This window comes from Mycobacterium sp. 852014-52144_SCH5372336, assembly GCF_001665615.1.
Classification (GTDB): Bacteria; Actinomycetota; Actinomycetes; order Mycobacteriales; family Mycobacteriaceae; genus Mycobacterium; species Mycobacterium neumannii_A.
Genome location: NZ_LZSW01000047.1, coordinates 446533 through 471064, shown reverse-complemented (window position 1 = coordinate 471064; position 24532 = coordinate 446533). Strand labels below are relative to the sequence as shown.

General features: G+C 67.3%; 24 protein-coding genes and 2 tRNA genes. 17 read left to right on the top strand and 9 right to left on the bottom strand.

Annotated features, from left to right (window positions below; all coding sequences use genetic code 11):
- Positions 1-7 precede the first annotated feature (7 nt).
- Positions 8-1018, top strand: a complete 1011-nt coding sequence (locus A5759_RS13005) for a 3-isopropylmalate dehydrogenase (protein WP_068198357.1) — start codon at positions 8-10, stop codon at positions 1016-1018.
- 248 nt (positions 1019-1266) lie between these two features.
- On the opposite strand, the gene A5759_RS13000 is transcribed toward A5759_RS13005, so the two are convergent.
- Complete coding sequence (locus A5759_RS13000) at positions 1267-2472, bottom strand: MFS transporter (protein ID WP_068198129.1); 1206 nt, start codon at positions 2470-2472, stop codon at positions 1267-1269.
- A gap of 116 nt (positions 2473-2588) precedes the next feature.
- Here A5759_RS13000 and A5759_RS12995 point away from each other — a divergent pair, with 116 nt between their 5' ends.
- The 4 genes from A5759_RS12995 to A5759_RS12980 all read left to right on the top strand — a co-directional run bounded on the left by A5759_RS12995 (position 2589) and on the right by A5759_RS12980 (position 5201).
- Positions 2589-3398, top strand: a complete 810-nt coding sequence (locus tag A5759_RS12995) for a fumarylacetoacetate hydrolase family protein (RefSeq protein WP_068198124.1) — start codon at positions 2589-2591, stop codon at positions 3396-3398.
- Positions 3398-4873, top strand: coding sequence for a glutamate--tRNA ligase (gene gltX / locus A5759_RS12990; protein ID WP_068198122.1), 1476 nt, complete (start codon positions 3398-3400; stop codon positions 4871-4873). Before A5759_RS12995 ends, gltX begins: the two co-directional genes overlap by 1 nt.
- Before the next feature lie 118 nt (positions 4874-4991).
- A tRNA-Gln gene (locus tag A5759_RS12985) sits at positions 4992-5066 on the top strand.
- A 62-nt stretch (positions 5067-5128) separates the two neighbouring features.
- A tRNA-Glu gene (locus A5759_RS12980) sits at positions 5129-5201 on the top strand.
- A gap of 33 nt (positions 5202-5234) precedes the next feature.
- Here A5759_RS12980 and A5759_RS12975 read toward each other — a convergent pair.
- Complete coding sequence (locus A5759_RS12975) at positions 5235-5936, bottom strand: IclR family transcriptional regulator (protein ID WP_066844930.1); 702 nt, start codon at positions 5934-5936, stop codon at positions 5235-5237.
- Between the two features lie 38 nt (positions 5937-5974).
- Between A5759_RS12975 and leuC the strand changes: the two genes are divergently transcribed.
- From leuC to A5759_RS12960, 3 genes are all read left to right on the top strand, one after another.
- Positions 5975-7435 (top strand): 3-isopropylmalate dehydratase large subunit, encoded by a 1461-nt coding sequence (gene leuC / locus A5759_RS12970; RefSeq protein ID WP_068198119.1) that lies wholly within the window; start codon positions 5975-5977, stop codon positions 7433-7435.
- 14 nt (positions 7436-7449) lie between these two features.
- Positions 7450-8046: a 3-isopropylmalate dehydratase small subunit gene (gene leuD, locus A5759_RS12965; RefSeq protein ID WP_066844926.1), complete on the top strand. Its 597-nt coding sequence runs from the start codon at positions 7450-7452 to the stop codon at positions 8044-8046.
- Between the two features lie 189 nt (positions 8047-8235).
- A complete protein-coding gene (locus tag A5759_RS12960) occupies positions 8236-8868 on the top strand; it encodes an HU family DNA-binding protein (RefSeq protein ID WP_068198115.1) in 633 nt (210 codons plus the stop codon).
- 126 nt (positions 8869-8994) lie between these two features.
- Here the strand turns inward: A5759_RS12960 and A5759_RS12955 are convergent, their stop codons facing one another.
- From A5759_RS12955 to cofC, 3 genes are all read right to left on the bottom strand, one after another.
- A complete protein-coding gene (locus A5759_RS12955) occupies positions 8995-9918 on the bottom strand; it encodes an NUDIX hydrolase (RefSeq protein ID WP_068198108.1) in 924 nt (307 codons plus the stop codon).
- A 78-nt stretch (positions 9919-9996) separates the two neighbouring features.
- On the bottom strand, positions 9997-12186 hold the full coding sequence (locus tag A5759_RS12950; RefSeq protein ID WP_068198105.1) for an RNA degradosome polyphosphate kinase: 2190 nt from the start codon (positions 12184-12186) through the stop codon (positions 9997-9999).
- Positions 12187-12240: 54 nt separating this feature from the next.
- On the bottom strand, positions 12241-12885 hold the full coding sequence (gene cofC / locus A5759_RS12945; RefSeq protein ID WP_068198103.1) for a 2-phospho-L-lactate guanylyltransferase: 645 nt from the start codon (positions 12883-12885) through the stop codon (positions 12241-12243).
- 62 nt (positions 12886-12947) lie between these two features.
- On the opposite strand from cofC, the gene A5759_RS12940 reads away from it, so the two are divergent.
- The 3 genes from A5759_RS12940 to A5759_RS12930 all read left to right on the top strand — a co-directional run bounded on the left by A5759_RS12940 (position 12948) and on the right by A5759_RS12930 (position 16251).
- Positions 12948-13928 (top strand): NAD(P)H-dependent glycerol-3-phosphate dehydrogenase, encoded by a 981-nt coding sequence (locus tag A5759_RS12940; protein ID WP_094292317.1) that lies wholly within the window; start codon positions 12948-12950, stop codon positions 13926-13928.
- 3 nt (positions 13929-13931) lie between these two features.
- Positions 13932-15035 carry a cystathionine gamma-lyase gene (locus A5759_RS12935; protein ID WP_068198099.1) on the top strand — a complete coding sequence of 368 codons (1104 nt, stop codon included), beginning with the start codon at positions 13932-13934 and terminating at the stop codon, positions 15033-15035.
- Positions 15036-15096: 61 nt separating this feature from the next.
- Positions 15097-16251 carry a D-alanine--D-alanine ligase family protein gene (locus tag A5759_RS12930; RefSeq protein ID WP_068198096.1) on the top strand — a complete coding sequence of 385 codons (1155 nt, stop codon included), beginning with the start codon at positions 15097-15099 and terminating at the stop codon, positions 16249-16251.
- Positions 16252-16279: 28 nt separating this feature from the next.
- Here the strand turns inward: A5759_RS12930 and A5759_RS12925 are convergent, their stop codons facing one another.
- Together A5759_RS12925 and A5759_RS12920 are read right to left on the bottom strand one after the other, a co-directional pair.
- On the bottom strand, positions 16280-16846 hold the full coding sequence (locus A5759_RS12925) for a DUF3515 domain-containing protein (RefSeq protein WP_068198094.1): 567 nt from the start codon (positions 16844-16846) through the stop codon (positions 16280-16282).
- Between the two features lie 9 nt (positions 16847-16855).
- A complete protein-coding gene (locus A5759_RS12920; RefSeq protein WP_068198355.1) occupies positions 16856-17098 on the bottom strand; it encodes an Lrp/AsnC family transcriptional regulator in 243 nt (80 codons plus the stop codon).
- A 118-nt stretch (positions 17099-17216) separates the two neighbouring features.
- Here A5759_RS12920 and A5759_RS12915 point away from each other — a divergent pair, with 118 nt between their 5' ends.
- From A5759_RS12915 to A5759_RS12905, 3 genes are read left to right on the top strand one after another with little or no spacing between them, the layout of a single operon-like run.
- Positions 17217-18170, top strand: a complete 954-nt coding sequence (locus tag A5759_RS12915; RefSeq protein WP_068198091.1) for a thiamine-phosphate kinase — start codon at positions 17217-17219, stop codon at positions 18168-18170.
- Positions 18171-18185: 15 nt separating this feature from the next.
- Entirely contained in the window at positions 18186-18476 is a 291-nt protein-coding gene (locus tag A5759_RS12910) for a DUF1330 domain-containing protein (RefSeq protein ID WP_068198089.1), read from the top strand.
- Positions 18473-19156 (top strand): uracil-DNA glycosylase, encoded by a 684-nt coding sequence (locus A5759_RS12905; protein ID WP_068198087.1) that lies wholly within the window; start codon positions 18473-18475, stop codon positions 19154-19156. The genes A5759_RS12910 and A5759_RS12905 overlap by 4 nt, the downstream gene beginning before the upstream one ends.
- 2 nt (positions 19157-19158) lie before the next feature.
- Here the strand turns inward: A5759_RS12905 and A5759_RS12900 are convergent, their stop codons facing one another.
- Positions 19159-19488, bottom strand: a complete 330-nt coding sequence (locus A5759_RS12900) for a hypothetical protein (RefSeq protein WP_068198085.1) — start codon at positions 19486-19488, stop codon at positions 19159-19161.
- Between the two features lie 43 nt (positions 19489-19531).
- Positions 19532-19723 carry a 50S ribosomal protein L28 gene (gene rpmB, locus A5759_RS12895; protein WP_064398602.1) on the bottom strand — a complete coding sequence of 64 codons (192 nt, stop codon included), beginning with the start codon at positions 19721-19723 and terminating at the stop codon, positions 19532-19534.
- 247 nt (positions 19724-19970) lie between these two features.
- Here rpmB and A5759_RS12890 point away from each other — a divergent pair, with 247 nt between their 5' ends.
- From A5759_RS12890 to A5759_RS12880, 3 genes are read left to right on the top strand one after another with little or no spacing between them, the layout of a single operon-like run.
- Complete coding sequence (locus tag A5759_RS12890) at positions 19971-21611, top strand: DAK2 domain-containing protein (protein WP_068198083.1); 1641 nt, start codon at positions 19971-19973, stop codon at positions 21609-21611.
- Positions 21612-21613: 2 nt separating this feature from the next.
- Complete coding sequence (gene recG / locus A5759_RS12885) at positions 21614-23824, top strand: ATP-dependent DNA helicase RecG (protein WP_068198081.1); 2211 nt, start codon at positions 21614-21616, stop codon at positions 23822-23824.
- Positions 23821-24528: an HNH endonuclease family protein gene (locus A5759_RS12880; RefSeq protein ID WP_068198079.1), complete on the top strand. Its 708-nt coding sequence runs from the start codon at positions 23821-23823 to the stop codon at positions 24526-24528. Before recG ends, A5759_RS12880 begins: the two co-directional genes overlap by 4 nt.
- Positions 24529-24532: the final 4 nt, after the last annotated feature.

Genomic DNA, 24532 nt, shown 5'->3' with positions numbered 1-24532 from the left:
TTCGGCCATGAAGCTGGCGATCATCGCCGGTGACGGGATCGGCCCGGAGGTCGTCGGGGAGGCCGTCAAGGTACTCGACGCGGTGCTTCCCGGCGTGCACAAGACGCCTTACGACCTCGGCGCGCGCCGCTACCACGCCACCGGTGAGGTGCTGCCCGACTCCGTGCTCGACGAACTGCGCGGGCACGACGCGATCCTGCTCGGCGCGATCGGGGACCCGTCGGTACCCAGCGGCGTGCTCGAACGCGGTCTGCTGCTACGGATCCGGTTCGCGCTCGACCACCACATCAACCTTCGCCCCGGCCGGCTGTACCCCGGGGTTAACAGCCCCCTGGCGGGCAACCCCGACATCGACTTCGTCGTCGTAAGGGAAGGCACGGAGGGTCCCTACACCGGAACCGGCGGTGCGATCCGCGTGGGCACACCGCACGAGATCGCCACCGAGGTCAGCGTCAACACCGCCTTCGGTGTGCGTCGCGTCGTGACGGACGCGTTCGTCCGTGCCCAGCAGCGTCGCAAGCACCTGACCCTGGTGCACAAGAACAATGTCCTGACCTTCGCGGGCGCGTTGTGGTGGCGCACTGTTCAGGAGGTCGCCGCCGACTTCGGTGACGTCGAGATCGCCTACCAGCACGTGGACGCGGCGACCATCCACCTCGTCACCGATCCCGGCCGTTTCGATGTGATCGTCACCGACAATTTGTTCGGCGATATCGTCACCGATCTCGCCGCCGCGGTGTGTGGCGGAATCGGCCTCGCGGCGAGCGGCAACATCGATGCCACCCGCACCAATCCGTCGATGTTCGAACCTGTGCACGGCAGCGCCCCCGATATCGCGGGCCAGGGAATCGCGGACCCGACCGCTGCGATCATGTCGGTCGCACTGCTGCTGGCACACGTCAACGAAGCCGACGCTGCCGCGCGCGTCGATAAGGCCGTCGAGCAGCATCTGGCCACGCGCGGTGACGAGAAGCTGTCCACCACCGCGATCGGCGACCGGATCGCGGGATTTCTATAGCTCGGCACCCTGTAGCTCGGCACCCTGTAGCTCGGCACCGATTTTCCCAGTCACGGCCGCCTGACGCTCGGGCGCTCAGATACCCCGCTCAGATAGCACCGGGGACTGCCTCCCTTACTGCCCACCTCTGAGCGAATAATTCGCTCCCAGCGACTTATTCGCTCGTAGGTGGGCAAGGGCAGCAGTGGTTCCGGGAGAGACTGATGACATCAGTGTGAACAGCCGCGCGCGAAACTCCCATCGTCGAATCACAGTCCCCGCGCAGGTTCCGGCGATCCCGAGGAATCGGCGGGCACGATCGGTATCGCCGCCAGCGGGAACAGCGCGCAGACGGCGAACGCCGCCGGATAACCGGCAACCCCGATCAGCGCCCCGAACGTGGGGGCCGCGACGGCCGATGCCAGATGCTGGGCCGTGTTCTGGGTGCCCAGGGCGCGGCCGCTCCAGAACGGCCCGGCGATCTCTGCGATGGCGGTGAACGCCAAACCGTTGTCGGACACCGTGATCACCGAGGCGACCACCATCGCCGCCACCGCGACCGGAGAGCTCAGCCAGTCCGACAGCGCGAGGGCCCCCATGGACAGCGCCGCGGCGGCGGCGATCGCACGGATCGGACGAAGCCGTTGACCCAACCGGTCCGACCAGTACCCCGCCGCGATGCGTCCGGCGGCGCCGAGCAATTGGGCCGCCATGACGATGAGACCCGCCGAGCCTGCCGACCAGCCGTGCTCCGACATCAACCACACCAGCGTGAAAGTCCACACCATCGCCTGCGGCACGACGAGCAACACCGAGACGGCGTGGATCCGCCACAACGCCGATGATCCCCGATAGGGGTTCGTGAGATGTTCGATCGGCGCCTCGGAACGCGGCGGTCGTGGCGGGTCGATCACCGCGACCAAGCACACCAGCGCCGACACCGCGCACACCGCCGCGGGAAACAGCAACGCGCCAGTCACACCGTGGCTTTCGGCCAGCCGCGGGATCACCAGCGCGCCCAACCCGACGCCCAACGGGGTGGCCGTCTGCCGGATCCCCATGGCCAGACCGCGTCGTTCGACCGGAAACCAGCCGACCACCAACCGCCCGCTGGCCGAATTGCTGCTCGCGGCCGCCATGCCGCCGAGAAAGAGGAAAGCGCCGACGGCGACCAGGGATTCGGAGGAGGCGGCCGCGAACGCCGCCGCCGATATCAGCACAGACCCGACCGTCAGCACAAGACGCTCGCCGTAACGGTCGACGACATAGCCCCACGCGATCAGCGTGATCACCAGCCCGAAGCCCGGCATCGCGGAAAGCAGGCCGGCCGCCGCGAGGTCGAGGCCCCGCTCGCTGTGCAGTGTCGGGATGAGAAACGCCACGCCGTTGATGAACACGTTGGCGCTCGTCGTCGCTGCCAGCGCGATACACAGTAACGACCAACGCCGGGCGGTGCTGAGCGACTCGGCGGACATCGGTCCATCGTGGCATAGTGATCTCACCATGCTGAATCTGTATCTCAGATACCGAGACGAAGCTGTCGTGGGAGCGGTCGGCCGCCGCTTCTGGGCCGACTACTAGGCTGAACGCCATGCGCCTTGGCCGAATCGCCAGCCCTGATGGTGTCGCCTTCGTCAGCGTCGAGGGTCCACTCGACGATCCCGCCCAGGCGATCGCGAGGGAGATCGCCGAGCACCCGTTCGGTAATCCACAGTTCACGGGCAGACAGTGGCCGCTGGCCGACGTGCGCCTGCTCGCCCCGATCCTTGCGACCAAGGTGGTGTGCGTGGGGAAGAACTACGCCGCCCACATCGCCGAGATGGCCGCAACCGCCGGGGACGGCTCGGAACCCCCCACGTTCGACGACCCGATCATCTTCATGAAACCCAACACGGCGATCGTCGGACCGAACGTGCCGATTCAGTTACCCGCCGACGCCGATCCCGTGCACTTTGAGGGTGAGTTGGCGGCGGTCATCGGCAGACCGTGCAAGGACGTGTCGGCCGCGCGCGCCGCGGAGAACATCCTGGGATACACGATCGCCAACGATGTCTCGGCCCGCGATCAGCAGCGCAAGGACGGCCAATGGACCCGCGCGAAGGGGTATGACACGTTCTGCCCCGTCGGGCCGTGGATCGTCACCGACGTCGATCCCGCGGACCTGGAGATCCGCACCGAGGTCAACGGCGTCGTCAAGCAGAACAGCAGGACGTCGATGATGATCCACGACGTCGGCGCGATCGTGGAATGGATCTCCCGGGTGATGACCTTGCTGCCGGGCGATCTGATCCTGACCGGGACACCGGAGGGTGTCGGCCCGATCGAACACTCCGACACCGTGAGCATCACCGTCGAAGGTATCGGAACGTTGACGAATCCGGTTGTGCGCAAAGGGAAGTGATGACAAGTGATGTCCGGGTGCGGTTCTGTCCGTCACCCACGGGTACGCCGCACGTCGGCCTGATCCGCACCGCACTGTTCAACTGGGCGTACGCGCGCCATACCGGCGGCACCTTTGTGTTCCGCATCGAGGACACCGACTCGGCGCGCGATTCCGAGGAGAGCTACCGCGCGATACTCGACGCGCTGCGCTGGCTCGGACTCGACTGGGACGAAGGCCCCGAAGTCGGTGGTCCCTACGGGCCGTACCGCCAGTCGCAGCGGCTCGATCTCTACCGCGACGTGATCAACCGGCTCTTACAGGCCGGTGACGCCTACGAGTCGTTCTCCACGCCTGAGGAAGTCGAAGCGCGTCATCTGGCCGCGGGGCGTAATCCGAAATTGGGCTACGACAACTACGACCGCGACCTGAGCGAGGAACAGAAGGCGGAATTCCGCACCCAGGGCCGGCGCGCCGTGGTGCGGTTGAAGATGCCCGACGAGGACATCGGCTGGCGCGATCTCGTGCGCGGAGAAACGACGTTCCCGGCCGGATCGGTACCCGATTTCGCGTTGACCCGCGGCAACGGGGAGCCGTTGTACACCTTGGTGAATCCGGTCGACGACGCGCTGATGAAGATCAGCCACGTGCTGCGCGGTGAGGACCTGCTGTCGTCGACCCCGCGCCAGATCGCGCTCTACCAGGCGCTGATGCGGCTCGGCGTGGCCGACCGGATTCCCGAGTTCGCGCATCTGCCAAGCGTTCTGGGGGACGGCAACAAAAAGCTGTCCAAGCGCGATCCCCAGTCGAACCTGTTTCTGCATCGCGAGCGCGGTTTCATTCCGGAAGGCCTGCTGAACTATCTGGCCCTGCTGGGGTGGGGAATCGCCGAGGACCGGGACGTTTTCAGCCTCGACGAGATGGTGGCCGCCTTCGACGTCGCCGACGTCAACTCGAATCCGGCGCGGTTCGACCAGAAGAAGGCCGACGCGCTGAACGCAGAACACATCCGGATGCTGAGCGAAGAGGAGTTCAGGGCCCGTCTGAGCGCGTACTTCGCCGAGCACGGTCACGACACGGGCCTCGACGACGACCGGTTCGCCGAAGCCGCCGCGCTCGTGCAGACCCGCATCGTGGTGCTCGGTGACGCGTGGGACCTGTTGCGGTTCCTCAACGACGCGGAGTTCACGCTCGACGAGAAGTCGGCGGCCAAGGAGTTGAAGCCCGAGGCGGTCGCGGTGCTCGACGCCGCACTGGGCGCACTGGAGAACGTCGGCGACTGGACCACTCCGGCGATTGAGGCGGCCCTCAAGGAGGCGCTGCTCGACGGCCTCGGACTGAAGCCGCGCAAGGCGTTCGGCCCGATCCGCGTCGCCGCCACGGGCGCTTCGGTCAGCCCGCCGCTATTCGAATCGCTTGACCTGCTGGGGCGCGAACGCAGCCTGGACCGGCTACGAGCCGGCCGCGAACGAGCCGCCGCGGAAGCCGAGGCGTGAAAAGCGCGTTGAAAATCTTTGGTAGTCTGCACGTCGGTCCGATACCGCGCGCGATGGGTTCCGCCCGCCGCGCAAGGGGGCCGAAATAAGCCCGTGACCTGCGGTTACGGACTGCCGATGGGGTATGGTGTAATTGGCAACACAGCTGATTCTGGTTCAGCCATTCTAGGTTCGAGTCCTGGTACCCCAGCCAACCACCGTGATTAGGCCGACAAATCTCGCTGAGATATGCTGGCGATCCGGAAACCAGTTCTAGCCCCCGTCGTCTAGCGGCCTAGGACGCCGCCCTCTCACGGCGGTAGCGTGGGTTCGAATCCCATCGGGGGTACAGATTTCGCGGTCTGCGAAACTGCGTCACATCTCACAGGCGCCGGGTCAGGGCGTCGGCAGCGGCCAACAGATCGGCGGCCCACCGCGCACCCGGCCGCCGGCCCATCCGGTCGATCGGTCCGGACACCGATACCGCGGCGATGACCACGCCGCGTCCGTCACGCACCGGAGCCGAGACACTGGCCACACCCGGTTCGCGTTCGGCGGCGCTCTGCGCCCAGCCGCGCTTGCGCACCTCGGCCAGAGTGCGATCGGTGAACTTGGCGTTCGGGAGGACGGCCTGCTGGGTGGCCGCGTCGGCATACGCCAACAGGACCTTGGCGCCAGAGCCCGCCGTCATCGGGAGCGTGCTGCCGACCGGCACGGTATCCCGCAGCCCGGCAGGCGGTTCCAGCGCCGCGACGCAGATCCGCGAGGTGCCTTCGCGGCGGTAGAGCTGCACGCTCTCGCCGGTGATCTCGCGCAACCGGGGCAGCACCACCGCTCCTGCGGCCACGAGCGGATCGTTGACCTGTCCGGCCAACTCGGTCAGGCCGGGACCGAGCCGCCAGCGGCCGTCACCGTTGCGTGCCAGCAAGCGGTGGGTTTCCAGGCCCGCGGCAAGACGATGTGCTGTGGCACGCGGTAAACCCGTGCGCTCGCACAGTTCGGCGAGCCCGCAGGGCGAATCGGCGACCGCGTGCAGCACACCCACGGCTTTGTCCAATACGCCGATGCCGCTATCCTGTCTCACAAGGAGATACTAGCGTCCCAGATTGTGAGATAGTCAAGATGTCCACCGATGTTTCCAGTGCCGCCCGCGGCCGCGGTGACACACCGCGCACGTTGGCCGAAAAGGTGTGGGCCGACCACGTCGTCGTCGAAGGTGGCGGCGAGGGCGCTGCGCGCGAACCCGATCTGATCTACATCGACCTTCATCTCGTCCACGAGGTGACAAGCCCGCAAGCATTCGACGGGCTGCGGTTGGCGGGGCGCCCGGTACGCAGACCGGATCTGACCATCGCCACCGAGGACCACAACGTGCCGACGGTCGACATCGACAAGCCGATCGCCGACCCCGTCTCGCGCACACAAGTGGAGACCCTTCGGCGCAACTGCGAAGAGTTCGGTATCCGGCTTCATCCGATGGGTGATGCCGAGCAGGGCATCGTGCACATCATCGGACCGCAGCTCGGATTGACGCAGCCCGGGATGACGGTGGTGTGTGGCGACAGCCATACCTCCACGCACGGTGCGTTCGGCGCGCTGGCGATGGGGATCGGTACCTCGGAAGTCGAGCACGTACTCGCCACGCAGACTCTTCCCTTGCGCCCGTTCAAGACCATGGCGGTCAACGTCGACGGTGAACTTCCCGACGGAGTGAGCGCCAAGGACATCATTCTCGCGGTGATCGCCAAGATCGGCACCGGCGGAGGACAGGGGCACGTCATCGAATACCGCGGCAGCGCCATCGAATCGCTGTCGATGGAGGGCCGGATGACGATCTGCAACATGAGCATCGAGGCCGGTGCGCGGGCCGGCATGGTGGCACCGGACGACACGACGTTCGAATTTCTGCGCGGGCGTCCGCACGCCCCACAGGGCCGACAGTGGGACGAAGCGGTCGCCGCATGGCGCAACCTTCGCACCGACGAGGGTGCCGAATTCGACACCGAGGTCTACATCGACGCCTCGACCCTGAGCCCGTTCGTCACGTGGGGCACCAACCCGGGCCAGGGGGTGCCGCTGTCCGATTCGGTGCCCGACCCGGAATTGATATTCGACGAGGGGCAGCGCCAAGCGGCCGAAAAGGCGTTGGCCTACATGGACCTTCGGCCCGGCACCGCGATGCGTGACATCACGGTCGACACCGTCTTCGTCGGTTCGTGCACCAACGGCCGTATCGAGGATCTGCGGGTGACCGCCGACGTGCTGCGCGGACGCAAGGTCGCTGACGGGGTGCGCATGTTGATCGTGCCCGGGTCCATGCGCGTGCGGATGCAGGCCGAATCCGAAGGGCTCGGAGACATCTTCACCGCTGCGGGAGCGGAGTGGCGTCAGGCGGGCTGCTCGATGTGTCTGGGCATGAATCCCGACCAGCTGTCACCGGGTCAACGTTGTGCGTCGACCTCCAACCGGAATTTCGAGGGCAGGCAAGGCAAGGGCGGCCGGACACATCTGGTGTCTCCCGCGGTCGCGGCGGCCACCGCGGTGCGTGGCACGTTGTCCTCGCCCGCAGACCTGACCGACTGATAGGAGCAGAACCCGTGCAGGCTTTCCATTCCCACACCGGCATCGGCGTCCCCCTGCGTCGGTCGAATGTCGACACCGATCAGATCATCCCGGCGGTCTACCTGAAGCGAGTTACACGAACGGGTTTCGAGGACGGCTTGTTCGCCGCCTGGCGCAACGACCCGTCGTTCGTATTGAACCTGCCCCCGTTCGACAAAGGTTCGGTATTGGTCGCCGGCCCCGATTTCGGCACCGGTTCGTCACGCGAACATGCCGTGTGGGCGCTGATGGATTACGGCTTCCGGGTCGTCATCTCGTCCCGCTTCGCCGACATCTTTCGGGGCAATGCGGGCAAGGCCGGGCTTCTGGCGGCCGAAATTCCGCAAGATGATGTGGAAATTTTATGGAAGCTCATCGAGCAGCAGCCAGGCCTGGAAATCACTGTGAATCTTCAAGATCGAACCATCGCCGCAGGAACGGTCATGGTGCCGTTCAGAATTGACGACTATACGGCTTGGCGATTGCTCTCCGGACTCGACGATATAGGTCTTACGCTGCGCAAATGCGATGATATCGCGGCTTATGAATCGCGCAGGCCGGACTGGAAACCGCGGACTCTGCCGGCCGGATAACGGCGCTCGGTAAGCCGAAATCACCGTCACTGGACCCGGTTCTCGGGGGCCCCTCTGGAGGTCAAGGGGGGCAAGAAAGTTCGCTGGCTTCGCCTGAAACTGCGCGTGGCTCTTGGAAATCAATGGGGAATGGGTTTACCGTGTCCTCTAGTCGGTCCAAAGAGGACCACTGGTTTCCGGAGGTTATGCATGAACAAAGCAGAGCTCATCGACGTACTCACGGAGAAAATGGGCTCGGATCGTCGGTCGGCCACCGCCGCGGTGGAGAATGTCGTTGACACCATCGTGCGTGCGGTGCACAAGGGTGACAGCGTCACCATTACCGGCTTCGGCGTTTTCGAACAGCGCCGCCGCGCAGCACGCGTCGCGCGTAATCCGCGCACCGGCGAGACCGTTCGGGTGAAGCCCACCTCTGTGCCGGCATTCCGGCCCGGCGCTCAGTTCAAAGCCGTTGTCTCTGGGGCGCAGCGCCTCCCGGCGGAAGGACCAGCAGTGAAGAGAGGCGTTACGGCGGGGAGTGCCCGCAAGGCGGCCAAGAAGTCGGCAGCCAAGAAGACCGCCGCCAAGAAGTCACCGGCCAAGAAGGCCGCGACGAAGCGGACGGCAGCCAAGAAGACCGCCGCTAAGAAGTCACCGGCCAAGAAGGCCGCGACGAAGCGGACGGCAGCCAAGAAGACCGCCGCCAAGAAGTCACCGGCCAAGAAGTCGGCGGCGAAGAAGGCACCGGCCAAGAAGTCGGCGGCCAAGAAGGCACCGGCCAAGAAGACCGCAGCCAAGAAGTCGGCCGCCAAGAAGGCGCCGGCCAAGCGCGGGCGCAAGTAGTTTCGACCGGACACGCCGTGGGTCTGCGCGACCCACGGCGTGTTCGCGTTTCATCCCCACCAAAACATCTACGGCTCAATCTTTCCGAGCGGGAGTCCGCCGGAATTTGCATTCAACGTGTGGGCGTCATTTCACGGCCAGCGGGCTGCCCATGTGGTCCGCCGCAATCAACCGACCGTTGTGAAGCGACATCACCCAGGTGCTGCCCTTGCGATTGCGCGACTTGTCGGGCCGCACGCCGTCGCGCTCGCACCACCATTCGATAAGGTCCGGAATGACCTTGCCCTGAGTGCAGATCACCGGCGTGCCAGCGGTGTCGGCGATCTCGAGGAAGCGCTGCCGGGCGGCCTTGCGGTTCTCCGCGTAAGCCTCCTCGGTCAGCAGCTCGTCACGCTGGATCGACGTCCCGAGTTCTTGTGCCAGTGGTTCCAACGTCGATACACAGCGCACTCGGTCCGCCGCGAACAGCCGGTCGGCACCGAAGGCGAGCAGCATCCCGACCAGTGACTCCGCCTGCGCCCGACCGTTCTTGTCCAAGGGTCGTTGGCGGTCGTCACCCTTGAACCGGGACTTGCTGCCCGCGGTGGCGTGGCGGACGATCAGCACGGTCTTGGTGTCGGCCGGATACTTCGCGAAGTGGCGCAGCACCTTTCGGTCGTGTCGATAATCGAGCTGTTTGATCGCCGCCGGGACGGGTAGCCACTTGAGCTCGTCGACCTCGTCGTTCGGGCGGAACTCCCCGGCGACCATGCGCGCCGCCCAGTAGCGCACCTTCTTCTTACCGCCCTCGACGGGATAGCTGACCGAACTGAGTCGCCGGCCCAGATGTGCGGTGTACCCGGTCTCTTCGCACACCTCACGGACGGCGGTCACGGGCTCGGTCTCGCCGGGGTCCACCTTGCCCTTGGGCAGCGACCAGTCGTCGTACCGAGGGCGGTGAATCAGGGCGACTTCCGGCGCATCGGGATTTCCGTCGGGCCGCCACAACACCGCCCCGCCGGCCAGGATCGTCTCCGCATCGGAGCCGGTCTCGGATGTCCGCTTCGGCACCTCAACTCCTGCAGATCATTCTGGGCACCCGCGGCCCACGACGACAATGCTGAAAGTTCCTGACGTTGAGGAATTCCGTCATGGTTGCCGGTGGCGTTCCATCAACGAGACCTGGTGGTCGCGGACCGTGTGGCCCTCCTGCGGTGACGCCGTCCACTTACCGTCGACGCCCAACTCCCAGCACCGGGTCGAGGGGTCCATCGCCGATTCGAAGATGTCGTGCAGTTGCGCCTTGAGCCGCGGATCCTTGACTTCGGCCATCACTTCGACGCGCCGGTCCAGATTGCGGTGCATCATGTCGGCGCTGCCGATCCAGAACTCGTCGATCGCGCGGAAGTGAATGATCCGCGAGTGTTCGAGGAACCTGCCGAGGATCGATCGGACGGCGATGTTGTCCGAATATCCAGGGGCATGGGGTCGTAGCGCGCAGATACCCCGGACCACCACCTCGACCCGCACACCGGCCTGCGACGCGCGGTACAGCGCATCGATGACCTGCTCGTCCACCAACGCGTTGGCTTTCAGCCTGATCCGCCCCTCGGCGCCGTCGCGGGTGGCGACGATCTCCCGTTCGATGCGCTCGATGATGCCCCGGCGGACCCCCTGAGGGGCGACGAGAAGGTTGCGGTAGGAGTCCTTGCGCGAGTAGCCCGTCAGCGAGTTGAAAAGATCGGTGAGATCGGCGCCGATGTCGGGTGCGGCGGTCAGCAGCCCGATGTCCTCATACAGCCGCGCGGTTTTGGGGTTGTAGTTGCCGGTGCCGATGTGGCAGTAGCGCCGGATCAGTGAGCCCTCCCTGCGCACCACCAGACAAGTCTTGCAGTGAGTCTTGAGTCCGATCAGCCCGTACACGACGTGCACGCCCGCACGCTCCAGCGCACGTGCCCACTTGATGTTGGCCTGCTCGTCGAACCGGGCCTTGATCTCGACGAGCGCGACGACCTGCTTACCCGCCGCCGCAGCGTCGATGAGCGCGTTGACGATTGGCGAGTCGCCGGAGGTGCGGTACAGGGTCTGCTTGATCGCCAACACGTTGGGGTCTGCCGCGGCCTGTTCGATGAAGCGCTGCACGGTGGTGGAGAAGGAGTCGTACGGGTGGTGCACCAGCACGTCGCCGTCGCGCAGCGTCGAGAAGATGCTCTTGGGAGTCTCGCGCTCGCCGAACGCCGGCGGGGTGGCAGGCACGAACGGCCGGTCTTTGAGTGCAGGACGATCGAGGCCGTAGATCTGCCACAGCGAGGACAGGTCGAGCAACCCGGGCACCTCGATGACATCGCCCGGGGCGACGTCGAGTTCGCGCAACAGCAACTCGAGCATGCCCTCGGTCATGTCGTCGGAGACTTCCAGCCGGACCGGGGAACCGAATCGGCGCCGCGCAAGTTCCCGTTCGAGGGCCTGCAGCAAGTCCTCGTCGCGGTCCTCCTCGACCTCGAAATCGGCGTTGCGCGTGATGCGGAACGCGTGGTGCTCGACGATCTCCAGCCCGGGGAACAGGACATGAAGGAACGCCGCGATCAGTTCCTCCATCGGAAGGAAGCGAACGATGCTGGCATCGCTTTCGCGGGCGGCCAGTTCGACGAACCGTTCAACGTTGTCGGGCACTTTGACTCGGGCGAAGTGCTGCCCACCGTCGTCGGGATGTTTGACGGTGATCGCCAAGTTCAGGCTCAGGCCACTCACGAAAGGGAACGGGTGGGCCGGATCGACGGCGAGCGGCGTCAGCACCGGGAACACCTGCTCGTGGAAGTACGTCGACAACCGTGCGCGTTCGGCCTCGTCGAGTTCGGCCCACGTGACGATCACGATGCCTTCGTCGGCCAGCGCGGGGCGCACCGAATCGAGGAATACGTGCGCGTGCCGGTCGGCGAGGTGCTGGGTTCGCTCGTTGATTCGACGCAACTGTTCACGGGGTGAGAGCCCGTCGGCGGAGCGCACCGACAGCCCCATTTCGTCGCGGCGTTTCAGTCCGGCGACGCGGACCATGTAGAACTCATCGAGATTCGAGGCGAAGATCGCAAGGAACTTCGCCCGTTCCAGCAGCGGCAGCGACGTATCGGCGGCCAATGCCAGTACCCGGGAGTTGAAGTCGAGCCAACTCAGCTCGCGGTTCAGGTAGCGGTCTTCGGGCAGCGCGTTCTCGACGGCGGGGGCGGTCGCCGCGGGAGGGGCTTCGGGCGCCGAGTTACCGGAGTCCGACGGCAACGTCCGGATGCTCGGCGGCGGCGGTTCACCGTCGCTGTCGCGAACCTCGATCCCGGCTTTCGTCATGCCTGCGATGATCCCCTATCCAACGGTCTTCGTGCCAGCGCGCAGTTGAACGGTTCATCTCGAATCGGTGATGGCCGCCGTCGTCGCCGCGCCGACGCCGAGCCGGCGCGCCACCAGCAGGTCGTCGGGTGTGTCGATGTCGCAGCGCAGTCCCGGCCACGCACCGGTGAGCTCGAGCGCGCCGGAACGCCGGTGGCGTTGAGCGGAGTCGGCGCCGAATTGCGGGTTCAAGGCGACCCCGAACGCGAACAACGCCGACGTACCGGTGCCGTGCCGGTCGCCGACGAAGCTGCGTGGGTGTTTACGGGACGCGGCAACGGCCGCGGTCAGCTCATGGGCTTGCAATGCGGGCAGATCACCTTGCAACACAGCGACGTTCGGTGTCTCATGACGGACTTCGGCTTCGGCGGCTGCGATCGCGTTGTTCAGCGGGTCGGGGTGGCTGTCGGGGGTCGGGTCGGTGAGCACCCGCGCGCCGAGTCGACCCGCCGCCTCGGCGGCGACTTCGTCAGGTGTGACCACCGTGACCGAGCCGATGGCCGAAACCGCCGACGCGGCGGTGATCGTGTCGATCAGCATCGCCAGTACGACCTTCTCGCGGGTGGTTGCGGAAAAGACGGGGGCCAACCGGGTCTTGGCCGCGGCCAGGCGCTTTACCGCGATCACCAATGCGATCTCGGCATCCGGTGACCCACTCATGTGCGTCATCCTGCCAGCAGTCCGGCGGGGGTTAGGCTGAAGGCGTGGTCGAGGCGGCGGTGATGGGTGCCGGTGCGTGGGGGAGCGCACTGGCGAAGGTCCTTGCCGATGCGGGCAACGAGGTGACGCTGTGGGCGCGTCACCAAGAAGTCGCCGACGAGATCAACGACACCCATCGCAACTCCGGATATCTCGGTGACACCGAAATGCCCAAGACCATCAGGGCGACCGGCGATGCGGCCGAGGCGCTCAACGGCGCATGCACGGTGCTGTTCGCGGTGCCCGCCCAGACGCTTCGGGCCAATCTCGAACAGTGGTCGGGGCTGATCGACGACGAAGTCACATTGGTGAGCCTGGCCAAGGGCATCGAACTCGACACGCTCATGCGCATGAGCCAGGTGATCATCCAGGTGACCGGTGCCGACCCGGCACGCGTTGCGGTGGTCTCCGGTCCCAACCTCGCCAGCGAGATCGCCGACGAACAACCGGCGGCCACCGTGGTCGCCTGCAGTGACTCCGGAAGGGCCGTCGCATTGCAACGGGCGCTTTCGACGGCGTACTTCCGGCCGTACACCAATGCCGACGTGATCGGCGCCGAAGTCGGTGGTGCGTGCAAGAACGTCATCGCGCTCGCGTCCGGCATGGCGGCCGGGGTCGGACTGGGGGAGAACACCGCCGCGGCGATCATCACTCGTGGGCTGGCCGAGATCATGCGGTTGGGAATCGCGTTGGGCGCCAAGCCCGCGACCCTCGCGGGCTTGGCCGGCGTCGGTGACCTCGTCGCGACGTGCACATCCGGGCAGTCGCGTAACCGCACGTTCGGGCTGCGCCTGGGCCAGGGCGGCACAATGGAATCGGCGATGCTCGCCACCGGTGGCCACGTCGCCGAAGGCGTCGCGTCGTGCCAATCGGTGCTGGCGCTGGCCGAGAGCTACGACGTCGAGATGCCGCTGACCGACGCCGTATTCCGGGTATGCCACAGGGGTCTCTCGGTCGACGAGGCCGTCGTCCTGTTGCTCGGACGCAGCACCAAACCGGAGTGACCGGTGGACGGTCAGTACGGGGACTCCACTCGCAGCGTCAAATCCGTTGCCTCGGAAGCTGTTCCGGGGCAGGCCGTGGCACCGTCACCGGTCCCGGCGTCCACCTTCCACTTGTCATCCGATCCGTCGGACGTCCCGGATTCCTATGGGCGGAGCTCGAATCCGACCTGGCGCCACCTCGAGTCGGCGCTCGCGCAACTGGAGGCGGCCCCGTCCGCGCTGGCCTTCGGATCGGGGATGGCCGCGATCACGTCCGTCCTGAGGGTGCTCGCCAAGCCGGGACATAAGCTCGTCGTGCCCGCCGACGGCTACTATCAAGTCCGCCGGTACGCGTCGGAATACCTTGCCAAGCAAGGAGTTACGGTGGTGCAGGCCGCCACCGAAGAGATGTGTGCGGCATCGGCGGACGCGGACGTCGTACTGGCCGAGAGCCCGGCCAATCCGGGCCTGGATGTAGTGGATCTGCACCGGCTCGCGCTGCAGTGCCGTAGCCGGGGCGCCACGCTCGTCGTCGACAACACCACCGCCACCCCCTTCGGTCAGCAACCGCTTTCGCTGGGCGCCGACGTGGTCGTCGCGAGTGCGACCAAGGCGTTGTCGGGCCACAGCGATCTGCTCGCCGGTTATGTCGCGAGCGCGCACACCGACCTGATGGCCGAGGTGGCGCGCGAACGACTCCACTCCGGTGCCATCCTCGGCGCCTTCGAGGCGTGGCTGCTGATGCGCAGCCTGGGCACCGCCGGCCTGCGCTTCGAACGGCAGTGCCACAACGCGGCGGCGCTCGCGGTGGCGCTGCACGCCCACCCCGCCGTGCGCGCCGTGCGCTATCCCGGTCTGCCCGACGATCCGTCGCACCGCATCGCGTGCGCGCAGATGAAACGGTTCGGCGGCCTGATCGCCGTGGAGTTGGCCGACGCTGCGGCTGTGCACAGCCTGGTCGAGCGCAGCGTGCTGCTGATCGCATCGACGAGTTTCGGCGGAATTCACACATCGGTGGACCGCCGCGCCCGCTGGGGCGACGACGTCAGCGACGGGTTCGCGCGCATCTCGCTGGGGATCGAGGACACCGACGACCTGATCGCCGACATCGAGCAGGCACTGGGCTGACACCGCCACGGGCCATCGCCGGACAACCGGCCGCCGACGCGGGCGGTAGCCTCTCTAGGTTGTGACTGCCCGCCATGAGCCCGGAGCCGCCCGGCCGGCGACATCGGACAGGAGCACCGGACGCGTCCGGGTTGCCGTCGTCTACGGCGGACGCAGCTCCGAGCATGCGATCTCCTGCGTATCCGCAGGCAGCATCCTGCGCAACCTCGATCCGCAGCGGTTCGAAGTCGTCGCCGTCGGCATCACCCCGGAAGGGGCCTGGATGTTGACCGACGCGCAGCCGGACAGCCTTGCGATCACCGACGGCCGACTTCCGGAGGTGACCGCCGCGTCGGGTACGGAATTGGCCCTGGCTGCCGATCCGGGCCGCGGCGGCCAACTGCTGTCGCTGGGCCAGGGGGCGGGGGAGATGCTGGCGGCGGTCGACGTGGTCTTCCCGGTGCTGCACGGTCCGTACGGCGAAGACGGCACGATCCAGGGGCTGCTCGAGTTGGCGGGGGTGCCCTATGTCGGGGCGGGTGTCCTGGCCAGTGCGGTGGGCATGGACAAGGAGTTCACCAAGAAGCTGCTGGGTGCCGCGGGCCTGCCGATCGGCGATCACGAAGTGCTGCGGCCCCGCCAGGAAACCTTGGCTTTCGAGGCTCGCGAGCGGCTCGGCCTGCCCGTCTTCGTGAAGCCAGCGCGCGGGGGGTCGTCGATCGGCGTCAGCCGGGTCACGGCGTGGGATCAGCTGCCGTCGGCGATCGAACAGGCCCGCCGTCACGATCCGAAGGTGATCGTCGAAGCCGCGGTGCCCGGGCGCGAACTCGAATGCGGCGTGCTCGAATTCCCCGACGGCCGGATCGAGGCCAGCGCGCTCGGCGAGATCCGGGTCGCAGGCGTACGCGGCCGCGAGGACGGCTTCTACGACTTCGCGACGAAATACCTCGAGGACGCCGCCGAACTGGACGTCCCTGCCAAAGTCGACGACGAGGTTGCCGAGGCGGTGCGACGGCTCTCGATTCAGGCCTTCAACGCGATCGACTGTCAGGGGCTGGCCCGCGTCGACTTCTTCCTCACCGATGACGGGCCCGTGATCAACGAGCTCAACACCATGCCGGGGTTCACCACCATCTCGATGTACCCGCAGATGTGGGCCGCCAGCGGCGTCGACTACCCGACCCTGCTGGCCACGATGGTCGAAACCGCACTTAAACGCGGCACCGGTCTGCGCTGACGGGTGTTACCTGCGGCCCAGCGCAGGATCAACGCACCGGCGCGGGAGCGACGGGCTTGGCCGGAAGCGACTCGGCGATGACCGTGGACAGCAGCTGAATCGGTGTCGGACCGGAGCCCTGCGGCAGCGTCAGGGCGACGTACACGCCGCGGTCGACGGCGTACCACGTGCTGCGCGCCTGTTCGGCGCCCGCGTCATCGACGCCGGCCTCAGCCACCCGGAACCACTGCACGTCGTCTACCACCTGCACCGGCGCACCGACGACGAATTCCGTGGGCCGTTCCACCCCGCAGCGCAGCACGATCGGTTCGCCCTGACCCTCGGCCGGCCACGCCGCCGCACCGGCAGGTGCGGGATCGGCCAGCGGTGCGCGGGTGTGATCGCCGAGCTTGTCCGGCAGTTGGGCGATCAGGTCGGCGCATTCGGCGCTCGTGGCCTGCGGGGCGGGCACCGGCACCAACGGCACCGCCTGTTGCTCCTCGGGATTCTGGCGCAGCGCGGCGATCACCAGAATCGCCACAACCGCCGCGACCGCCACCACCAGCGCGGCGATCAGCAGCGCCCGCGGCGGCCCGTCACCGGTCTGCGAAGCCACGGTCCAACTCTAGAGAGGCGCCCCGTTGTCGATCGGACAGGTCAGCGTGCGGGTGATACCGGTCACCTGTTGAACATTGGGAACCACGGTGGCTTTCAGATCGGCCAAGGTGTCGGCGCCCACGCGCACGACCACGTCGTACGGTCCCGTCACGGACTCCGCGGAAACCACACCGGGAAGCGCGGCGAGTTGTTTGGCGACGACCTCGGCGCGGCCCACCTCGGTCTGAATCAGCATGAAAGCCTCGACCACCCGCTGTTCCTCCACATCGCTGCATAGACTCCACGCCGCAGGCGCTTAACGTACCGCAGGTGCGGCCGGTGTTCAGGCCGCACGAAACGAATGAGGTGCGGCCGCGACGGGAGGTGACATGGCGTCCGACGCCGAAACCCTGGCGCAAGTGGGTGAGTTTGCCGTGATCCGGCGATTGGTGGCCGGGCGCCGCCAGCCGGACGCCGTCGCGCTGGGGCCGGGCGACGACGCCGCGGTGCTGTTCGCACCCGACGTTAAGGCCGTCGTGAGCACCGACATGCTGGTGGCCGAGCGTCACTTTCGGTTGGACTGGTCGACGCCGTATGACGTGGGGCGCAAGGCGATCGCGCAGAACGCCGCCGACATCGAGGCGATGGGCGCACGTGCGACCGCGTTTGTGGTTGCGTTCGGAGCACCCCCGGATACGCCGGCGCACCAGGCGCTGCAACTGGCCGACGGCATGTGGCGCGAGGCCGAGTCGATGGGCGCGGGCATCGTCGGCGGTGACCTCGTCAGCGCGCCGCAATGGGTGATCTCGGTGACGGCGCTCGGTGATCTCGACCGCCGCGAGCCGGTGCGCCGCAGCGGGGCACGACCCGGCGACGTGGTGGCCATCGTTGGTGACATCGGTCGTTCGGCCGCCGGATTCAATCTGTGGCGCAACGATATTCAGCGGTTCGACGAATTACGTCAGCGCCATCTCGCGCCGCGGCCGCCCTACGGTCAGGGCCGCATCGCCGCCGAAAGCGGCGCGACCGCGATGACCGACGTATCCGACGGACTGCTGGCCGACCTGGGCCACATCGCCGAGGCGTCCGGCGTCAGCATCGACCTGTCCACCACGGCATTGACCGCGGACCGCGACGTGCTCGCAGGCGCGGCCGAAGCGGTCGGCGCCGACGCGTGGGCGTGGATCCTCGGCGGTGGCGAGGACCATGCGCTGGTCGCGACGTTCCCGGGGACGCTGCCGTCCGGGTGGAGGGAGATCGGTCGCGTGCAGGAGGGTCCGGAGCGGGTGTCGGTCGACGGCGCGGCCTGGCAGGGGAATGCCGGGTGGCAGTCGTTCGACTAGTTAGGGTGTCGACTCGTGACCGTGTACGCCATCGCCCAGCTGAGGTTCACGGACCGTGCGGCCTATAACCGCTACCAAGCCCGTTTCCTTGAGGTCTTCAACCGGTATTCGGGGACGCTGCTCGCGGCCGACGAGTCGCCGCAGATTCTGGAGGGCGAGTCGGACCGCGAGAAGGTCGTGTTGATGTCGTTTCCCGATGAGCCTTCGTTTCGGGACTGGGCGAACTCGCCCGAGTATCAAGAGATCTCGAAGGACCGCCGGGCCGGCGCTGATTCGGTGGTGTTGCTGATCGAGGGCTTGGTATGACGGCGCGGCCGCTGCACGAGCTCGTCGAGCAGGGCTGGGCCACGGCGCTGGAACCGGTCGCGGGTCAGGTCGCACAGATGGGCGAGTTTCTCCGCGCCGAACTGGCCGCCGGAAACGGATATCTGCCCGCAGGTCAGAACGTGTTGCGCGCGTTCACCTTTCCGATGGACAGGGTGCGGGTACTGATCGTCGGACAGGACCCTTACCCGACGCCCGGTCATGCCGTCGGCCTCAGTTTCTCGGTGGCGCCCGAGGTGCGGCCGCTGCCGCGCAGCCTGGAGAACATCTTCAAGGAGTATGGAAGCGACCTCGGCCACCCCGCCCCGTCCACCGGTGACCTGACGCCGTGGGCCGAACGCGGGGTGATGTTGCTCAACAGGGTGCTCACCGTTCGACCGGGCACGCCTGCGTCGCACCGCGGTAAGGGTTGGGAAGCGGTGACCGAGTGCGCGATTCGCGCGCTAGTCGCGCGCGGGCAGCCGTTGGTCGCGGTGCTGTGGGGTCGCGACGCCTCGACGCTGAAACCGATGCTGGACGGAGCCGACTGCGTGGCGATCGAGTCTCCGCACCCGTCGCCGCTGTCGGCGTCGCGCGGCTTCTTCGGCTCGCGACCGTTCAGCCACGCGAACGAACTGCTCGAGAAGATGGGCGCCGAGCCGATCGACTGGCGGCTTCCCTAAGGCTATCCGACGCCCGGAATCGGCGGCGGCGAGGGAATCGGCGGAGGTGACGGAATCGCCGGCGGCGACGGGACGTCGGGCACCGGAACCTCGACGGTCCCCCCGTCAGTGCCCTCGCCCTCGGTGGTGGTCGGCAGTTCCGGCGACGGTGCGGTGGTCTCCGGCGCGCTCGTCTCCACCGTCACTTCCACCGACGTGGTGGGCGATGTCGTCGACGTAGTGGTGGTCTCGTCGCCGGCGGAATCACCGCCGCCGCACGCGGTCAGCAAGGCCAGCGCACATCCGGACGCCAGCGCGGTCAGGGCGGATCTTGCAGCTGCACGAGAGGTCATGCAGCACGACTACCCGGTCGCCGGTCGCGGCAATCGCGGCGTGTCAGCCGCGCGAGACCTTTCCGGCCTTGATGCACGACGTGCACACGTTCATGCGCTGCTTGTTGCCGCCGGGGCGGGCGGCGCGCACGGTCTGGATGTTGGGATCCCAGCGACGGCTGGTCCGGCGATGGGAGTGCGAGACCGACTTGCCGAAGCCGGGTCCCTTCCCGCAGATATCGCACACGGCAGCCATATGCAGAACTCCTCAGATCAGTACGTGGGGTCCGGGTCGCGGCACCGCGACCGGCGCGGCTCGACCCGACAACCTGACCAGGATACCGGCAGCCGCAGCGAACGCCAAAATGCCGTCCCGCGCTGTGTGCGAGCCTGGCCCAGGCGACCGACCGGCGAGAACGTCGTGCCGGGGCTGTCAGGTGCAATCGCTAGGCTGACCGGCACGGCGGGGTGCGTGGAGCGTCACATTTCTGCGGAGGTTAAGCATGTCGGCTCGACTGCTCGATGCCTCGATGCTGCAGAAGTGGTCGCATACCGCGGTTGGTGACCTCATCACCCATACCGACGAGATCAACCGGCTCAACGTGTTCCCGGTCGCCGACGCCGACACCGGCACGAACATGCTGTTCACCATGCGTTCGGCGTGGGCGCAAGCCGAGGCGCTGGCCGGCGCCGACGACGTCGCCGAAGTCGCGGCGGCGCTGGCACGCGGCGCCATCCACGGGGCGCGGGGCAACTCGGGCGTGATCCTGTCCCAGATTCTGCGCGCGCTGGCGGAGGTCACCGCGGAAGCGTCGGCCGATCTGCACGGTGGTCTCGACCGGGTGGACGGGCCGCTGTTCGCCGCGGCGCTGCACCACGCCGTGGTGTTGGTGATCCGGGCGATGGGGGAGGCCGTGCCGGGCACCATCGTCACCGTGCTTCAGGGCGCGGCCGAGGCCGCCGACCAGGCCTCGACCGACGGCGCCGAGCTTCCCGAGGTCGTGTGCAGGGCCGCGGACGCGGCGGCGCAGTCGCTGGAGAAGACCACCGGCCAACTCGATGTGCTGGCCCGCGCGGGCGTGGTGGACGCCGGAGGCCGCGGTCTGCTGGTCCTGCTGGACGCGATGAGCACCACGCTGACCGGCAGTGCTCCGCGCAGGACGGAGTACGTTCCGGCGCCGCCACCGCACACCGACAACGGTGCCACCCGCGCCGTCGCGGCTCCGCAGTTCGAGGTGATGTACCTGCTCAGCGGATGCGATGCGGCAGGGGTGGAGAAACTGCGCAACGACCTCGACGGGCTGGGCGACTCGGTCGCGATCGCCGCCCCGTCGGACGGCAGCGGCCATTACTCGGTGCATGTGCACGCCGACGACGCCGGCGCCGCCGTCGAGGCCGGGCTCGCGGTCGGCGCGACCAGCCGCATCCAGATCACCGCTCTCAGCGGCACCCGCGATGCCCGCCCGGTGAGGGCGTGGTCGCATGGACGGACGGTGCTCGCCGTCGTCGACGGGACGGGCGCCGAGGAGTTGTTCGCGGCCGAGGGCGCCCACGTGCTGCGGCTCGAGGGCGACGCGCCGGTCAGCGCCAAACAGCTGCTGCACGCACTGGTCAACGCCGACGCGGGCCAGGCGATGATCCTGCCGAACGGGTACGTCGCGGCCGAGGAACTGGTCGCCGGGTGCACGGCCGCGATGGGCTGGGGCCTCGACGTGGTGCCGGTACCCACGGCGTCCATGGTTCAAGGGCTGGCGGCGCTGGCGGTCCACGACGACGCGCGCCAGGCCGTCGACGACGGATACACCATGGCCAGGGCCGCCGCGGGCGCCAGGCACGGATCGGTGCGGATCGCCACCGAGGAAGCGCACACCTGGGCGGGGATGTGCAAGCCGGGTGACGGTCTCGGCATCTCCGGCGACGAGGTGCTGATCGTCGGCGACGACCTGGCCGCGGCGGGAGCGGGACTGATCGACCTGCTGCTGGCCGCCGGCGGTGAACTCGTCACGGTCCTCACCGGCGCCGGGGTCGACGAGGATGTCGCCGGCGCGCTCTCCGAGCACGTGCACGACCGGCACCCAGGCGTCGAACTTGTGACCTACCACACCGGCCACCGCGGCGACGCCTTGCTGATCGGGGTGGAGTAGCCGTGGCGACGCTGTCCGATCGTCTCGACTTCGTGCTCGGCAAGAAGGCCGCGGACCCGCTCGCCGAGCACTTCGGCATCCACACGGTCAACGACCTGCTGCGCCACTATCCCCGCAAGTACAGCGACGAGATGACGACGGCCGGCGACGGCGAGGAGCTCGAGGAGGGCGTCCACGTCACGTTCGTCGACGTCATCACCAAAGCCGAGCTGAGGCGGACGAACCGGCAACCCCAGCGCGAATATCTCGTCGTCACCCTCGGGCACCGGAAGCCGAAGGTGACCGCGACGTTCTTCAACGTCAAGTACCTCAAGAAGCAGTTGGTCGAGGGTGCGAAGGTGATGCTGTCGGGGGAGGTCGGCTACTTCAAGGGCGTCATGCAGCTGACCCATCCGGCATTCCTGGTGTTACACGAGACCGGCGGCGTGCGAGGATCCAAGTCTCTCAAGGTGATCGCCGAGGCCTCGGGGGCCACCGGTGAGGACCTGCTGGCCGCCTTCGAACGCGACTTCTTCCCGATCTACCCCGCCAATAAGAAGGTGCAGACCTGGGAGATCTACGCCTGCGTGCGTCAGGTGCTCGACGTGCTGGACGCGATCACCGAACCGCTGCCGAAAGCCTTTCTGCGGCAACACGGTCTGATCACCGAAGACCAGGCGCTCCGCGCGATCCACACCGCAGAGAGATCGGCCGAACGCGACGCCGCGGTCGCGCGACTGACGTATGACGAGGCCATCGGCCTCCAATGGGCATTGGTCAACCGACGCCACGGTGAGCTGAGTGAGTCGGGTCCGGTCGCGCAGCGTCGCGACGACGGGCTCGTCGCCGCCATGTGCGAACAGTTGCCGTTCGAATTGACCGACGGCCAGAAGGAAGTGCTCGACGTCGTCTCGGCCGAGCTGGAGAGCACCCGACCGATGAACCGCATGCTGCAGGGTGAGGTCGGTTCGGGCAAGACGATCGTCTCGGTGCTCGCGATGTTGCAGATGGTCGACGCCGGCTACCAGTGCGCGCTGCTCGCACCCACGGAAGTCCTTGCCGCACAACACGCTCGCTCGATCCGCGCCGTCCTCGGCCCGCTGGCCATGGCGGGCCAACTCGGTGGCATGGACGGTGCCACCCGCATCGCGCTGTTGACCGGATCGATGACGGCGCAACAGAAACGCGCGGTACGCGACGAGGTCGCCAGCGGTGAGGCGGGCATCGTCATCGGCACCCACGCCCTATTGCAGGACGCCGTCGAGTTCCACCGCCTCGGCATGGTGGTCATCGACGAGCAGCACCGGTTCGGCGTGGAGCAACGGGATCGGTTGCGCGGCAAGGCCCCTGCGGGTATCACGCCGCATCTGCTGGTGATGACGGCCACGCCGATACCGCGCACTGTCGCGCTGACTCATTACGGTGATCTGGAGACCTCGACATTGCGCGAGCTGCCGCGGGGCAGACAACCGATCACGACAAACACCGTCTTTCTCAGCGAGCACCCACGCTGGCTGGACCGTGTGTGGCAGCGCATCACCGAAGAGGTGAGCCAGGGCAGGCAGGCGTACGTGGTGGCCTCGCGGATCGACGAGAACGACAAGGCGGCCAAGGACAAGGAGGGCGGTCCGCCGCCGATCACGGTGGTCGAGTTGTTCGCGCGGCTGAGCCGAGGCCCACTCGCCGGGCTGCGGCTCGGGCTCATGCACGGCAGGCTGCCCTCCGACGAGAAGGACGCCGTGATGGCCGCGTTCCGCGCCGGCGAGATCGACGTGCTGGTGTGCACGACGGTCATCGAAGTCGGCGTCGACGTGCCGAATGCGACGGTGATGGTGGTGATGGACGCCGACCGGTTCGGCATCAGCCAGCTGCACCAGTTGCGCGGGCGCATCGGGCGCGGACAGCATCCGAGCCTGTGCCTGCTCGTCACCAAGCTCCCGCAGGGGTCCAAGGCCGGCGCCCGGCTGACCGCCGTCGCATCGACATTGGACGGGTTCAAGCTCGCCGACCTCGACCTCTACGAGCGGCAGGAGGGAGATGTGTTGGGGTTCAACCAATCCGGCCGCGCGATCACGCTCCGGTTCCTGTCGCTGCAGGAGCACCTCGACATCATCGTGACGGCCCGTGACTTCTGCGCGCGGCTGTACGAGAACGATCCGGACAACCCGGGTATGGCGGCGTTGGCGGCCCCGTTCGTCGACACCGACCGCGTCGAGTTCCTGGACAAGGCATGAAGCGCAGACATCTGCTCTGGCTGACCGCGATCGTCGCACTCGCGGTCATCGTCGCCGTACAGGCGGTCAACTCGGCGGGCGACCGGACACAGTTCATCGCGCGCGCCGACATCCCGACCGTCGCGCCGGGCGCCGACGTTCTCGCGGGTGTTCCCGTCATACCGTTGCGGATCCGCGGATACGACTACCGCAGAGCGGCTTTCGGGGACAGCTGGACCGACGACAACTCGGCTCCGGGCGGACACAACGGGTGCGACACCCGCAACGACATCCTCAATCGCGACCTCGACGACAAGACGTTCGTGTCGATCAAGCGCTGCCCCGACGCCGTCGCCACGGGCACACTGCACGACCCGTACACCAACGCCGTCGTCGCCTTCACCCGCGGCGAGAAGACCGGCGCTGCGGTGCAAATCGACCACATCGTCCCGTTGGCGCTTGCCTGGGACCTCGGGGCGCGCAACTGGCCTGAAGACCTGCGCGTCCGGTTTGCCAACGATCCGGCGAATCTCATCGCGGTGGCCGGAAACGCCAACCAGGAAAAGGGTGACCAGGAGCCCGCGACGTGGATGCCGCCCAATGCGGCGTTTCACTGCCAGTACTCGATGCAGTTCATCGCGGTGCTGCGCGGATACCGGCTGCCGATCGACGCGCCGTCGGCCACCGCGCTGCGCGACGCCGCCGCCACCTGCCCGACGGGTTGAGTCC